The sequence below is a fragment of the Marivita sp. genome, assembly GCF_022763305.1.
Lineage (GTDB): Bacteria > Pseudomonadota > Alphaproteobacteria > Rhodobacterales > Rhodobacteraceae > Marivita.
In genome coordinates this window covers 1-13,574 of the sequence record NZ_JALEGT010000014.1, presented here as the reverse complement: position 1 = coordinate 13,574, position 13,574 = coordinate 1, and the positions used below count along the sequence as shown (strand labels likewise).

Below are 13,574 nucleotides of genomic sequence, written 5' to 3'. Positions count from 1 at the left end.
CGGCCTTTTTTTGTCCGCGTCGGGTGACGGCAGTGCTTTCTTTTTGTGCTGCATGTGCTTAGGCTGCGATGCAGCGAAGATAACGGGGGAGGGGACACCTTGGCCGAAGACCAGAATCCGCTTTTGATCAAGCGTTACGCGAGCCGACGTCTCTACAACACCGAAACATCCGATTACGTGACGCTCGAGGACATTGCGGGGTTCATCCGCGGTGGTCGCGAGGTCAAGATCGTGGATCTGAAATCCGGCGATGACCTGACGCGGCAATACCTGTTGCAGATCATCGCGGAACACGAAAGCCGGGGGGAAAGCGTCTTGCCGACCAACGTGCTCAATGACCTCGTGCGCAGCTACACGACACAGGCCACCAGCGCGGTGCCGCAATTCCTTGCCGCCAGTTTCGAGATGTTCCGCGACAGCCAGTCGAAATGGATGGAGAACATGAGCAAGGCCAACCCGATGTCGGGTGTGCCGGGCTTCGAGGCCATCCAGGCGCAACAGGAGGCATTCCTGAAAGCGATGACCGGCGGCATGTCGGGCAATTGGTCGGGTCCGTCCAAGGACGACGACGCGCCTGAAGGCCGCAAGGGACCGAAATCCGAGACGGACGATCTTGACGCGATCAAGACGCAGCTCGCGGAGCTTCAGAAAAAGCTGTCCAAGCTCGACAAGTGATCAGGCCAGCGCCTGCACCGGCGGGCGCATGACATGGTCGATGGCGGAGAGGATCACATCCGCCACCGCATCGCACTCGGCGACCGTCAGACGCGCGGGCAGACGGCAATCGCAGGCCCGCGACAGCATGGCCCGTGTCTTGGGCAGGTCGGGTGCCGGGCCGAGGAAGCCCCAGTTCCAGAACGCGCGCGCATTGTCCTTGCTGCGGCCGAACACCTGAATCGACACGCCCATCGCCTTGGCGGTGTCCACAAAGGCATCCACGTCGCCATCGGTCATGTCGCAGAGGCTGAACTGGAGCGAGTCCGGAGCGCGCTCTTCCTGCGGCAGGGACGGAGGCACGGTGATCCAGGGCGACTGGTCGATGCGGGCGGCGACGTGATCATGGTTGCGGCGGCCATCCCGGACGCGGCGGTCAAGTTCGGCCAGCTGCGGACGGATCACCACGGCGGACAGGTTCGACATGCGCAGATTGTAGAGCGGCAGCTGGTTCTGCCACTTGGAAAAAGCGTCGTGCAGGACAGGGTGCTTTTTCCAGTTGTGCTCGTATGCGCCCGACAGGATCACGGCGCGGGCGATGAGATCCGCATCGTCGGTCAGAAGGATGCCGCCTTCGCCGCCATTGATCATCTTGTAGCTCTGGAAGCTGAAACAGCCGACGCGGCCCAGCGTGCCGATCTTCCGGCCATTCCACAGCGTGCCCAGCGAATGGGCGGCATCCTCGATCACCGGAAGGCCACGCGCGTCAGCCAGTTCGAGAATGCGGTCCATGTCCGAGGTGTGGCCGCGCATGTGGCTGATCATGACCGCATCCACATCGTCGAGGCGCGCCTCGAAATCCGCAAGATTGATGCGATAGCTGTGATCGACCTCGCACAGGACCGGAACGCAATCGGCATGCACGATCGACGAGGGCACGGCGGCAAAGGTGAAGGCCGGGATCAGCACCCTGGCACCGCGCGGCAGACCCATCGACTTGAGCGACAGGAAGAGCGCCGCCGAACAGCTGCTGACGGCCAGCGCGTATTTGACGCCCATCATCTCGGCGAATTCCGCCTCGAGCAATGAGACGGGTGCGTCCTCGGGAGCCGTGTAGCGGAAAAGGTCCCCGGACTGCAGCAGGCGGTCGATCTCCTGCCGCGCGGACTCGGGGATGGGTTCTGCGTCATGCATGTTCGGAAGGTCTGCCATATCACCGCCTCTGATCTGTCGCTGCCTGCAGCATACCCGCTGTCACGCCGATATGACAGAGGTATGACACAGGCTCATGGCAGGGTCACACTCCCAGCCTGTCGCGCATTGCATACCACGACATGGCGAGCTTGAGAATCGGTGTCCGGAACAGCCCTCCGCCGGGGAAGGGCGTATGCGGGATGGTGTTGAAGGCGGCAAACCCTTCGGAGGGCCCGCGCGTCGCCTCGGCCAGCAGCTTGCCCGCCTGGATCGCATTGCCGACGCCATGGCCGGAATAGCCCGAGGCCGACAGGACATTGCCGCGCAGATGGGCCAGATAGGGCATGCGCCGGATCGTGATGGCCAGCGTGCCGCCCCAGGCGTGGTCGATCTTCACATCGCGAAGATGCGGAAAGATCACCGACATCGGTTTGCGCACAAGGGCGGCGATGTCCGACGGGAAGCGATAGCCATAGGTTTCGCCGCCGCCGAAGATCAGCCGCTTGTCGTGGCTCAGTCGGAAGTAATTGACGACAAAGCGCGAATCCGCCACCGCCACATCCCGCGTCAGCACCTTTGCCGCGTCGTCCCCCAATGGTTCGGTGGCGATGACGTAGTTGTTGATCGGCATCACCCGTGCCGTGACCTGACGGTCGAGCCCGCCCAGATAGCCGTTCCCGGCAAGGATCAGCTGATCCGCGATGACGTGGCCCGCATCGGTGCGGATCGTGATCTTTGATCCATGACGGATGTCATGCACATGGCTGCGCTCGTGCAGGCGCGCACCGGCCCGGGATGCGGCGTCGGCCAGACCCAGGGCGAGCCGCAGCGGGTGCAGGTGGGCCGCGCCCATGTCGAGCGTGCCGCCGATGTAATCGGGCGACGGGCAGAGCGCGCGGAAAGCGTCGCGGTCCAGTGCCGCGATCTGATCATAGCCGTAGCGGGTCTGCAGGTGTTCGGCATAGGCATGCAGGTCGCGCACATCCGATTGTGTCGATCCGGCCCAGGCGATGCCGTCTTTCAGGTGGCAATCGATTCTGTGCTTTGTGATCAGGTCGCGCACAAGGGCCTTGGCGTCTTCCCCCAGGTCCCAAAGGAGGTGCGCCGCTTCCTCTCCGACCATCTTTTCCAGCGTGATCTGGTCCTGTCGCTGACCCGATCCCAATTGGCCACCATTGCGCCCCGATGCCCCGAAACCCACCCGATGTGCCTCGAGCAGAACCACGTCCGCACCCTGTTCCGCCAGATGCAACGCGGCCGAGAGGCCGGTGTACCCGCCGCCGACGATACAGACATCGGCGCGGGTTTCGCCCTGCAGCGGAGCAAAGGGTGCCAGCGGTTCGGTCGTCGCGGCATACCAGCTTTGGGGGTAGGCCCCTCGGGTGTCATTGCTGAATAACAGGTTCAAAAGGCGGTCCTGATCTTCTCTGGTTTACAAATACTTCAGGGGGGTTTGGGGGGACAGCGTCCCCCCCTCCGGGCGGACCGGCGCCGCCGGGCCGAAACCCCAGTGGCAGGCCTTGCGCAGAAGGTGCTCGCGCTCCCACGGGCTGATCACCTGCAGGAATTCCTCGTATTCCGTCCGCTTCACGATGGAATAGACACGGCAGAAGTCCTCACCCAGAACCGCGTGCAGCGGTGCGGCCTCTTCGAAAAGCTGCAGCGCCTGTCCCAGAACCTGAGGGATGTCCGCCTCGCCCTCGTAGGCGTCCTTCTTGAGCGGCTTCGACGGCCAGACCTCGTTCATCAGCCCCAGATAGCCGCAGGCCAAAGAGGCGGCGATTCCGAGATAGGGGTTGCAATCCATCCCGGCGAGCCGGTTCTCGACCCGGCGGCTGGCCGGACCGGACAGGGGAATGCGGATGCCCGTGGTGCGGTTGTCGCGGCCCCAGGCGAGGTTGATCGGCGCGGCGTGGTCCTTGACGTAACGGCGGTAGCTGTTGACGTAGGGCGCCAGCACCGCGATGGCCGAGGGCGTATAGGTCTGCAAGCCGCCGATGAAGTGGAAGAAGGCATCGGTCTCGCCGCCTTGCGGTCCGGAAAAGATGTTCCGTCCGGTTTCGATATCCATGATCGAATGGTGGATATGCATGGCGCTGCCGGGTTCGTTCTCGATCGGCTTGGCCATGAAGGTGGCAAAACAGTCGTGGCGAAGGGCCGCCTCGCGGATCAGGCGCTTGAAGTAGAACACCTCGTCCGCAAGCTTGACCGGATTGCCGTGGCGCAGGTTGATCTCGAGCTGGCCGGCTCCGCCTTCCTGGGTGATGCCGTCGATCTCGAAGCCCTGGGCTTCGGCGAAATCGTAGATGTCGTCGATCACGGGGCCGAATTCGTCGACGGCGGTCATGGAATAGGCCTGACGGGCGGCGGCAGGGCGGCCGGACCGCCCCATCATCGGCTCGATGGCTTTGGCCGGGTCCAGGTTGCGCGCGGTCAGGAAGAACTCCATCTCCGGCGCAACCACCGGTTCCCAACCCTGCTTGCGGTAGAGTTCGACCACGCGTTTGAGCACGTTGCGCGGAGCGTAGGGCACGGGATTGCCCTTGCGGTCGTAGGCGTCGTGAATCACCTGCAGCGTCCAGTCCCCCGTCCAGGGGGCGGCGGTGGCGGTGCTCATGTCCGGCTTCAGGATCATGTCGCGTTCGATGAAGCCGCCATCATCCTCGTCCGCGGCCTCACCCCAATCGCCGGTGATGGTCTGGAAGAAGATGGAATCCGGCAGGTGGAAATATTCCTGTCGGGCGAATTTCGAAGCCGGCACCGCCTTGCCGCGGGCGATCCCGGGCAGGTCTGCGATGATACATTCGACCTCGTCGAGCCGGCGGCCTTCGAGAAAGGCACGGGCCGGTTCGGGAAGACTGTCTGTCCAGTCGGTCATGAGAGCGTTCCTTCGCGGAAGAATTTTGCGAATTGATCGGCCATGCGGCCATTGTCGAGCGGTCGGCCCATCCGGGCGCGCGCCGCCTGCATCAGATCGTCGGGCACAACGCCCTTGCCGCGCGTGTCGATCAGCCCGGCGATGAAGTCATCGCCATATTCGGGATGGGGCTGCACGGTGAACGCCTTGCCGGGATAGAGCAGGGCGGCATTGGCGCAATGCGCGCTGGAGGCCACCACCTCGGCCCCGTCGGGCACCGTGACCACCTGATCCTGGTGCCAGGCGTTGATGGTCATGGTCTCGCCGCCGAAATCATACTCCTGCTGGCCCACGGACCAGCCGCCTTTGAACTTTTCGACGGTGCCGCCCATGGCCTGCGCGATGATCTGGTGGCCGAAGCACACCCCGATCAACGGGCGGTCGGCTGCGACAATGTCGCGGATGAGCTGCTCCAGCGGGGGGATCCAGGGGTGATCTTCGTAGGCGCCGTGTTTGGAGCCGGTGATGAGCCAGCCATCGGCATCCTCGGGCCCGTCCGGGAAGACGTTTTCGACCACCGACCAGCTTTCGAAGGTAAAGCCCTTGTTGGCCAGCATCCGTTCAAAGAAACCGGGATATTCGCCGAACGACCCTTTGAGTTCGTCCGGCGCAAGACCCGTCTGCAAGATTCCGATTTTCATGAAGCACCAAGGTGTTTGTAGATCCAAGCTATGCGTTCTGTGGACGCGCAGCAAGGGAGCCGCCTAGACCGTATCGAGGTAGATCTCGACCCGTTCGGTGGGCGTCAGTTCATCCATGTAGTGGATTTCCTGTTTCTTCGTCAGCACGAGGTTGCGGATCAGCTCGTCATGGAAGATCCGCGGCATCAGCGTGCTGGTCTCGAAAGCCGTCACGGCACCCGGCCAGTCGGCGGGGATTTGCGGCAGGTCGAGCGCATATGCGTTGCCCTTGACCGGCGGCGGCGGGGTTGCTCCGTCTTCGATGCCGGTGAGCGCCGCGCCGAGGATCGCCGCGAGCGTCAGGTAGGGGTTCACGTCACCCCCGGCGACGCGGTGTTCGATCCGCCGGGCCGACGGGCTGCCCGAGGGCACGCGGATGGCCACGGTGCGGTTTTCATAGGCCCAGGCGATGCCGGTGGGGGCATGGGCTTCGGGCACCAGCCTGTCATAGCTGTTCATGTGCGGCGCAAAGATCAGCGTGCTGTCGTTCATGCCGTTGAGGCAGCCTGCGATGGCGTTATGCAGAAGTGGCGTGCCTTCCGGTCCGCCATTGTCAAAGATGTTGTCGCCCTGTTCGTTCAGCACCGAAAAATGGGTGTGCATGCCCGATCCGGCATAATCGGGATAGGGCTTGGCCATGAAGGACGCGGCAAAGCCGTGCCGCCGCGCAAGTCCCTTGACCAGCAGCTTGAACAGCCACGCGTCATCGGCGGCCCGCAGCGCATCGTCGCTGTGCATCAGGTTCATTTCGAACTGGCCCAGACCGGCTTCCGAGATCACGGTGTCGGCGGGAATGTCCATTGCCTCGCAGGCGTCGTAGAGATCGGTGAAGAAGCGGTCGAACTGGTCGATCAGGCGGATCGACAGGATCTCGCCGGCCTTGCGGCGCTTGCCCGACCGGGGCGAGGCGGGGACCTGAAGGTTCCGCGTGCTGTCGTCGATCAGAAAGAACTCGAGCTCCATCGCCACAACGGGGGTCAGCCCGCGCGCCTTGTAGCGCTGGACCACGGAATTGAGCGCGTGGCGCGGATCGCCCTCATAGGGTTCGCCGGTTTCGCGGAACATCCAGAGTGGCAGCATCGCGCTGGGCGCTTCGAGCCAGGGCATCGGTACAAAGCCGCGCCCGGTGGGCCAGAGCACGCCATCGGCGTCGCCCGCCTCGAAGACGAGCGGGCTGTCGTCGATGTCTTCGCCCCAGATGTCGAGGTTCAGCACCGACAGCGGAAACCGGGTGCCGCCGTCCAGCACCTTGTCCGCAAAGCGCGAGGGCACGCGCTTGCCGCGCGGTTGGCCGTTGAGATCGGAGGCTGCCACGCGGATGGTGCGGACCTGCGGGTTCTTGCGCAGCCAGTTGCGAATATGGGAGTCCATTGAAGTGCCGTTTTCAAAAATTTGATCAAATTCAGAGATAGGCGCTGTGACCCTCTCGTGGCAAGCGAAATTCAGCGAATGACGTTGAGTTTCAGCTTCATCCGTGCGCGTGTCTCTTGCGGAAGATGCCGATTCAGTCGGCGATTGATCAAACCGAAGAGCCCGATGATGCAGAGCGTCAGCAGGATGAAGTAGAAGGCGAGAATGGGGTAGGGGATGAACGGGTTGAAGGTCTTGTCCGCAAAGAAATTGGCGTAATAGAGCGCGTCGCCCCGCTGTTGCCAGGCCGGAAAGCCCGAGAAATAGACCAGCGTCGTGGCGTGAAAGAGAAAGATCGCCTCGTTCGTGTAGGCGGGCCAGGCCAGCCGCAGCATTGTGGGCCAGGTGATGCGTCGGAACCGCGACCAGCCGGACATGCCATAGGCGTCTGCGGCCTCGATATCGCCGCGCGGCACGGATTGCAGCGCGCCGTAGAAGATCTCGCCGGAATAGGCGGCGGTGTTCAGGAAGAGCACGATCAGCGCGCCGAGCCATGCCGAGGTGAACGGATCGAAGATCGGAGAGACCGGTTTCAGCGCGAGGAACAGGAAATAGGCAAAGAAGAACTGGATGAAGAGCGGTGAGCCCCGGAAGAGAAAGATGAACCACGCGCTTGCCTTGCGGATCACGGCATTGCGCGAGGCCTTGCCGAGGGCGACGGCGGTGGCAAGGAAGAACCCGGCGGCCAAGGCGAGCACGCCGAAATAGATGTTCCAGATCATCCCCGATCCGATCAGGGTGAATTGCTGGCACAGCGTGAAGCCTTCGCGCGGCAGCACGCGTTCCCCGATCCCGATGGAACGCAGACCGTAATCGGCAATGGTCTCCCAGCAGCTCATGCCGCTTTCCTCTGGGTTTCACCACCCAAGGTGGCCTGCCCATGGGTGAGCCGGAGCATCAGCTTGTCGAGCACGATTTCCGAGACCCGCGTGAAGGCGAGATAGAAGATCAGCAGGCCGAGGAAGTACCACATGCGCCAATCGCCATGCGGATAGTCGGTGAACCGTGGGGTCTTGGCGCCCCCCAGTTCGCGCGCCCAGTAGACGATGTCCTCGACCCCCAGCAGAAACAGCAGCGGCGTGGCCTTGATCAGAACCAACCAGAGGTTCGACAGGCCCGGCAGGGCAAAGACCCACATCTGCGGCACGAGGATGCGCCAGTAGACCTGGCGGCGGGACATGCCATAGGCCTCGGCCGTTTCGAGCTGGTTGTGGGGCACCGCGCGCATCGCACCGTAGAGCACATTGGCGGCGAAGGCGCCAAAGACGATGGCAAAGGTCAGCACGGCGAGGAAGAACCCGTAGGTTTCATGCACCCATTGCGGGGCATTGTTCATCGGCAGCTTGGCGATGTCGCAGACCACGAAGTCATTGCCCTGCCAGATGCTGTCCGTCCAGTCCGGGCATTTGATCTCGTGCCGGATCCATTCGAAGAAGATGTCGAGCGCCAGCACGAAAAAGAGAAAGAAAGCGATGTCCGGCACGCCGCGCACGATGGCGATATAGCCTTTGCCCAGCCAGCGCAGGGGCGCGATCCGGGACCGCGCGGCGGACGCTCCGCCAAAGCCGAACGCAAGGGCCGCAGGTGCCGTGATGGCAAGCAGCAGCAGCACCGTGCCGAAGGACCAGTACAGGCCCATATGCTTGCCGGTCGTCAGGTAACACGCGAACCACCGGAAGGTGCCGAGCGTGTCCGGATCTGTGCAGAAACTGAAAATGGCGCGACTCTGGACGGTTGAGCGATGTGTCTTCGAAACAGGAGGAAGGGGGCGGCGTTATGCGCCCCCTTCAGGGATCAGCCTCAGAACGTGGCCGAATCCGGCAGCCACTTTTCGATCAGTGCGTTGAGCGAACCATCCGCCTTCATCGACTCGATCGCGGCGGAAAACTTGTCGCGCAGTTCGGTGTCGCTTTCGCGGATGCCCATGCCGATGCCTCCGCCCAGAAGCACGTCCTCGCCAACGATCGCCACGTCGGCGTTTTCTTCGGCGATGGGAGCAAGATAGGCCTTGTCGGCCAGAACCGCGTCGGCCTCACCGCTGCGCACGGCGGCAATGGTTTCGTCCGGGGTGGCGAATTCCACAAGCGTCGCGCCCGAAGAGGCGATATGCGCCGCCTGGATCGTGCCCGCCTGTGCCGCGATCACACCCCCGTCGAAATCGACATCCGCCCCGTCGAGCGCGAGATAGGCCGACGGATCGGGCTGGGTGTAGTTTGTCGTGAAATCAATCACTTCGTCCCGTTCCGCGGTGATCGACATGCCCGCGATGATCACGTCGTAGTTGCCCGCCACGAGGTTCGGGATGATGCTGTCCCATTCGTTCGTGACCCATTCGCAGGTCAATTCGGCGCGGGTGCAGAGTTCGTCACCCAGTTCGCGCTCGAAGCCGTCGACCTCGCCAGCGTCATTGAGAAAGTTGTACGGAGGGTAGGCGCCCTCGGTGCCCAGACGGACAACGGAGTGGCTTCCGGCGAAGGCCATCGAAGCGGTCAGCGCCAGTGCGGCGGTGCCGAGGATGAGCTTTTTCATGATTGGTTCTCCCGGTTTCTTGAGTGGTTAATCGGCCATGGTCGAGGACAGAAATCCCCGCAGCCGTTCTGACTTGGGTGCGCCGAACAGAGCGTCTGGCGCACCTTCTTCTTCGATCAGGCCCTGGTGCAGGAACACCACGTGATTGCTCACGTCGCGGGCCATCTTCATGTCATGGGTGACGATCAGCATGGTCCGGCCTTCCGAAGCGAGATCCTTGATGACCTTGACGACTTCCTGTTCCAACTCCGGGTCCAGCGCCGACGTGGGTTCGTCGAACAACAGCGCCTCGGGTTCCATGCAGAGCGCCCGCGCGATGGCCGCGCGCTGCTGCTGTCCGCCCGAGAGCTGGGCCGGGTAGGCCTCGCATTTGTCGCCGATCCCGACCTTGTCGAGATAGCCCCGCGCGGCCTGTTCCACCTCGGCCCTGTCGCGGCCAAGCACGGTGAGCGGCGCCTCCATCACGTTCTGCAGGATGGTCATGTGGGACCAGAGGTTGAACTGCTGGAACACCATGCTGAGGTTCGTGCGGATGCGCAGCACCTGTTTCGGATCGGCAGGATGCCGACCCAGACCGCTGCCTTTCCAGTGCACAGCTTCGCCCTTGAAGAGGATCTCGCCCTGTTGGCTGTCCTCGAGCAGATTGGCGCAGCGCAGGATGGTGGACTTGCCCGATCCTGATGATCCGATCAGCGAGACCACGTCTCCGCGATGGGCCGTGATGTCGACCCCCTTGATGACCTCAAGGTTTCCGTACTGCTTGTGCAGGTTGCGTATTTCCAGGACGGGCGTGGCGGTCACGAAGGGCTCGGGCGGGTTGGGTCAAGGATGGGACGCAGGATGCAGCCAAAGACCGGGGCGATGCAATGCGGAAAATCGCGGAACTCTGCCCCGGAGGCCGCTGTGACCCCGCGTCATGCCGGGGGTGGCGCGGGAATGGGCTCTTGCAGGTAGGTCTGTTCGTCCAGCACGCAGAAGCCGGGAGCGGCGCCCATCGGACCGGATGCGGGTGCCGTAAAGCGCGTCACCGCCCGCGACAGGACCTGACGCAGCGGGGCGGGATCGCTGCCGCGCGCGGTGATCAGCGGCAGTCCCGGGGTGGGCCGGGTGGTGCTGCGCGCCACGACCCGCGCAGCGTTGGGATCGACCGCCTTCAGGATGCGCCAGGTCACGGCATCCAGACAGGCGATGTCGGCCGAGCCCTCCGCCACGGCAGCAAGCGAGGCGGCATGGGATCCCGTGGCGCGGAACGTGGTGATCCCGGCGCGATCAGGCAGATCCTGGGCTGCGGCCCAGCCCGACTGGCTGTCGGCGCTGTTGAACGCCAGCGTACGGGGCGAGCCGGTCAGGTCGCGACGGGCGATCACCTGGGAATGGTAATGGCCGACGGGTCCGCCAAGGCCGAAATCCAGCGTGCCGACATAGGCAACCTGATCGCGCAGCGCGGTGCGGAAGGGCAGACCGCAGGTCATCGACAGAACGAGGTCCGGCGATCGCCAATGCGCGTGCCAATCGCTGGGCAGCGCGTCGGGCGGGGTGAGGTCGGGCAGCGACATCCCGTCATCTGCGGCGCAATCCTGCACGACGGACCAGAACGACTGCCAATAGGCGGCTGTCTCGGCCCGCCAGTACATCGGCAGGCTGGCAAGTGTCACGCCGTGTCCACCCGTTGCCGGGCCAACGCGCTGTCGCGGTCGTTGACGCCCAGAAGCTTGGCCACAAGGCGCAACAGCGCATCTTCCTCGGCCTCGCGCACGCCATCGGCCAGCACGACCTGCCACAGCGCCTCGATCACCGCGATGCGGTCCTCATAGGGCACGGCTGCCTTGATCGCCGAGGTAAATCGCACGGTGTCGGGCGCTTCGGCCTCCAACGCCTCGGCCTCGCCGCGCAGCTTGGTCGCCTCGAAGGGCGACAGGCCGTAGCGGGCGGCGGCGATGCGGTCGATGCGGGTTTTCTCGCTCTCGTCGTAATCGCCATCGGTGCGGGCGACGCGGACCAGCAGGGCGGTCAGGGCCAGACGCGCATCGGCATCGGGCAGCGGGGCGGGGTCGGGCGCGGTGAGGCGCTTGAGGAAATCACCAAACATGAGGTCGATATATGCCGCGCGGGACGCTTCGCCAATGGGTTATCCGGCCAGCGGGGTCACATCGTAGAGGATGTCGTCGAGCGCGATGCCGCCGGGATCAGTGGTCTGGATCGTCAGCGCCGTGATCCCGGTGGCGCTGCGCCATGCCAGCGACATCACGCCGTGGGCCAGCGGCAGGGTGAGGTCGGTGGTCTGGCCGGTTGCGTGGTGGAAGGTGAGACGCGCGGTGCTGGGTGCGGGCCGCTGGCCCAGCGGATCGGGATATTCGGCGTGCAGGCGCAGGCCGATGGCGGATTGCGGTGTGTCGAAGACAAGGGCCGCGCTGCCTTCGCCGCGACCGTCTGGCAGGTCTGCGCCCTTGGGGCCGACGGGAAACAGCGCGTTCGATCCGAAACCTGCGTGATGCGCGACGGCAAAGGTCTGGCCCGGTGCGCCGGGAAGGACGCGGAGCGGTTGGGTTGGTGCCCCGCGCAAGGCGTCGAAGCCCTCAGTGTCGTGGACTGTCTGCCCGGCAAGCCGTTCGCCGATGGTCAGCCCCGCCGCGCGCCAGTGCTGGTCGATGCGGTGGCCGGGTTCGGGGGCGCTGGGCAACGTGTCGAAGGGTTCGATGCGGTGCGGCTGGGCCTTGAGGTTGTCATAGAGCACGGGCTGCACATCGGCCAGGGCAAGGCCTGGCAGACACAGCAGCGCGGCGCAGAGGCGCATCATGTCAGCTTGCGGAACGCGGCGGTGAGCGGCTTGAGCCCGGCCTCAAGCCCGAAGGGCGGGTTCACCACGAAGAGGCCCGATCCGACCATGCGGTGCCCGTCGCGGGCGGGCGGAAACCGCACCTCGTGGGTCAGCGCCTCGGGGTAATCGGCCTGCAGGGCGCGCAGCATGGAGCGGTGTGCGCCGGAGGTGAGGATCGGGTACCAGATCATCACCACGCCGACATTCCATTTGCGGACGATCGCCGCCAGCCATTTCGGGATCTGGCCGTACTCGGCCTTGATCTCGTAGCTCGGGTCAACCAGCATCAGCCCCCGGCGCGGTGTGGGCGGGCAGAGGCTTTGCGCGAGTTCCAGACCGTCCTGATGGTAGACATGGGTGTTGGCCGCACGCAGGTTCGACCGCAGCGCGGCATGTTCCTGCGGGTGCAGTTCGGCCAGATGGAGCGAATCCTCGGGCCGCAGCAGCGCCTGTGCGATGGCGGGCGATCCGGGGTAGAGACCGTCGGGCTGGGCCTTGAGCGCGCGGATATAGGGATGGTCCTTGGCAAACCCGTCGCGCAGCCGGGCGATGCCCTGCGCCGCCTCGCCGGTCTTGACCGCTTCGGGCGCGCTCAGGTCATAGCGCCCGCGCCCTGCATGGGTTTCAAGATAGCTCAGCGGTTTGGGCTTTTGCGTCAGGTAGTCGAGCGCCAGCGCAAGGGCGGCGTGCTTGTGCACATCGGCGGCATTGCCCGCGTGATAGAGGTGTTGGTAGGACAGCATGCGCCCGTGATAGGCCAGTTGGCGCGGATCGGGTAGGGGGATTCAGCCGGTGGCGGTGGTGTCGATCCAGGTGAGGAAACTTTCGGAGCCATCCGTCATCTCGACCGCCCAGAGCGCCGGTTCGTCATAGGGATGATCGCGCAGGATCAGCGCCCTGAGCGCGGGCCACGCGGCGGCGCTGGTCTTGAAGAGCAGGCGGTATTCCGGTTCCTCCTGCAGGCCGTTCCATTCGTAGACCGAGGTGATCTTTTCGATCTGCACGCAGGCTGCGAGTTTGGCCGTGACGGCGGCGCGCGCAAGGCTGCGGGCGGCGTCTTCGCTGTCGATCGTGGTGAAGGCGGCGAGGGGCATGGCGCGAGAGTAGCGGGCGCGGGTGGTTTGGGAAAGGGGCTCGCCGCGTCGACGCGGCGAGGCCTCGAGGCCGCGTTTGGCGGTACGTGCGGGTAGGCAGCCTATAAACCGGGTTGATGCAGTCTCCCGCGCGAATATCCTTTACAGCTTCTAAATATATCTTTTTTCAATGAATTTCGCAATTTTATACTCATGCGCCTGAATTGACCTGATGTCGTTTCAGACGATTTTGTATTTTTCTAGGGATACGACGCGGAAGTTGTCGGTTACGGTATCGC

At 64.1% G+C, this 13,574-nt stretch carries 14 protein-coding genes and 1 pseudogene; 1 reads left to right on the top strand and 14 read right to left on the bottom strand.

Annotated elements, in window-relative coordinates:
* Positions 1 to 99: 99 nt before the first annotated feature.
* Entirely contained in the window at positions 100 to 675 is a 576-nt protein-coding gene (phaR, locus tag MRY75_RS01860) for a polyhydroxyalkanoate synthesis repressor PhaR (RefSeq protein WP_292305446.1), read from the top strand.
* Here the strand turns inward: phaR and MRY75_RS01855 are convergent, their stop codons facing one another.
* The 14 genes and pseudogenes from MRY75_RS01855 to cutA all read right to left on the bottom strand — a co-directional run bounded on the left by MRY75_RS01855 (position 676) and on the right by cutA (position 13,296).
* A complete protein-coding gene (locus MRY75_RS01855) occupies positions 676 to 1,866 on the bottom strand; it encodes an aminotransferase class I/II-fold pyridoxal phosphate-dependent enzyme (RefSeq protein WP_292305445.1) in 1,191 nt (396 codons plus the stop codon).
* 85 nt (positions 1,867 to 1,951) lie between these two features.
* The gene (locus MRY75_RS01850; protein WP_292305444.1) at positions 1,952 to 3,256 is read right to left on the bottom strand and encodes an FAD-binding oxidoreductase; all 1,305 of its coding nucleotides are present in this window, start codon (positions 3,254 to 3,256) and stop codon (positions 1,952 to 1,954) included.
* 117 nt (positions 3,257 to 3,373) lie between these two features.
* Positions 3,374 to 4,726 (bottom strand): annotated as a pseudogene (locus tag MRY75_RS01845) (glutamine synthetase family protein); the annotation flags it as partial.
* Complete coding sequence (locus MRY75_RS01840; protein WP_292305442.1) at positions 4,723 to 5,406, bottom strand: type 1 glutamine amidotransferase; 684 nt, start codon at positions 5,404 to 5,406, stop codon at positions 4,723 to 4,725. The pseudogene MRY75_RS01845 and the gene MRY75_RS01840, both read right to left, overlap by 4 nt.
* Before the next feature lie 63 nt (positions 5,407 to 5,469).
* The gene (locus tag MRY75_RS01835; protein WP_292305491.1) at positions 5,470 to 6,804 is read right to left on the bottom strand and encodes a glutamine synthetase family protein; all 1,335 of its coding nucleotides are present in this window, start codon (positions 6,802 to 6,804) and stop codon (positions 5,470 to 5,472) included.
* 83 nt (positions 6,805 to 6,887) lie between these two features.
* Positions 6,888 to 7,694, bottom strand: coding sequence for an ABC transporter permease subunit (locus MRY75_RS01830; protein WP_292305441.1), 807 nt, complete (start codon positions 7,692 to 7,694; stop codon positions 6,888 to 6,890).
* A complete protein-coding gene (locus MRY75_RS01825; RefSeq protein ID WP_292305490.1) occupies positions 7,691 to 8,572 on the bottom strand; it encodes an ABC transporter permease in 882 nt (293 codons plus the stop codon). Before MRY75_RS01825 ends, MRY75_RS01830 begins: the two co-directional genes overlap by 4 nt.
* A gap of 83 nt (positions 8,573 to 8,655) precedes the next feature.
* On the bottom strand, positions 8,656 to 9,384 hold the full coding sequence (locus MRY75_RS01820) for a transporter substrate-binding domain-containing protein (RefSeq protein ID WP_292305440.1): 729 nt from the start codon (positions 9,382 to 9,384) through the stop codon (positions 8,656 to 8,658).
* A 27-nt stretch (positions 9,385 to 9,411) separates the two neighbouring features.
* Complete coding sequence (locus MRY75_RS01815) at positions 9,412 to 10,185, bottom strand: ATP-binding cassette domain-containing protein (protein ID WP_292305439.1); 774 nt, start codon at positions 10,183 to 10,185, stop codon at positions 9,412 to 9,414.
* 113 nt (positions 10,186 to 10,298) lie between these two features.
* Positions 10,299 to 11,039, bottom strand: coding sequence for a PhnD/SsuA/transferrin family substrate-binding protein (locus MRY75_RS01810; protein ID WP_292305438.1), 741 nt, complete (start codon positions 11,037 to 11,039; stop codon positions 10,299 to 10,301).
* A complete protein-coding gene (locus MRY75_RS01805; protein ID WP_292305437.1) occupies positions 11,036 to 11,473 on the bottom strand; it encodes a TerB family tellurite resistance protein in 438 nt (145 codons plus the stop codon). Before MRY75_RS01805 ends, MRY75_RS01810 begins: the two co-directional genes overlap by 4 nt.
* Before the next feature lie 39 nt (positions 11,474 to 11,512).
* Positions 11,513 to 12,181, bottom strand: a complete 669-nt coding sequence (locus MRY75_RS01800; protein ID WP_292305436.1) for a hypothetical protein — start codon at positions 12,179 to 12,181, stop codon at positions 11,513 to 11,515.
* Complete coding sequence (gene rlmJ / locus MRY75_RS01795) at positions 12,178 to 12,945, bottom strand: 23S rRNA (adenine(2030)-N(6))-methyltransferase RlmJ (protein WP_292305435.1); 768 nt, start codon at positions 12,943 to 12,945, stop codon at positions 12,178 to 12,180. The genes MRY75_RS01800 and rlmJ overlap by 4 nt, the downstream gene beginning before the upstream one ends.
* Positions 12,946 to 12,987: 42 nt before the next feature.
* Positions 12,988 to 13,296, bottom strand: coding sequence for a divalent-cation tolerance protein CutA (gene cutA, locus MRY75_RS01790; RefSeq protein WP_292305434.1), 309 nt, complete (start codon positions 13,294 to 13,296; stop codon positions 12,988 to 12,990).
* Positions 13,297 to 13,574: the final 278 nt, after the last annotated feature.

Coding starts and splice junctions, on each gene's coding strand:
- MRY75_RS01820 (WP_292305440.1), bottom strand. CDS start 9,384: ATGAAAAAGCTCATCCTCGGCACCGCCGCACTGGCGCTGACCGCTTCG.
- MRY75_RS01855 (WP_292305445.1), bottom strand. CDS start 1,866: ATGGCAGACCTTCCGAACATGCATGACGCAGAACCCATCCCCGAGTCC.
- cutA (WP_292305434.1), bottom strand. CDS start 13,296: ATGCCCCTCGCCGCCTTCACCACGATCGACAGCGAAGACGCCGCCCGC.
- MRY75_RS01805 (WP_292305437.1), bottom strand. CDS start 11,473: ATGTTTGGTGATTTCCTCAAGCGCCTCACCGCGCCCGACCCCGCCCCG.
- MRY75_RS01830 (WP_292305441.1), bottom strand. CDS start 7,694: ATGAGCTGCTGGGAGACCATTGCCGATTACGGTCTGCGTTCCATCGGG.
- MRY75_RS01800 (WP_292305436.1), bottom strand. CDS start 12,181: ATGATGCGCCTCTGCGCCGCGCTGCTGTGTCTGCCAGGCCTTGCCCTG.
- MRY75_RS01840 (WP_292305442.1), bottom strand. CDS start 5,406: ATGAAAATCGGAATCTTGCAGACGGGTCTTGCGCCGGACGAACTCAAA.
- rlmJ (WP_292305435.1), bottom strand. CDS start 12,945: ATGCTGTCCTACCAACACCTCTATCACGCGGGCAATGCCGCCGATGTG.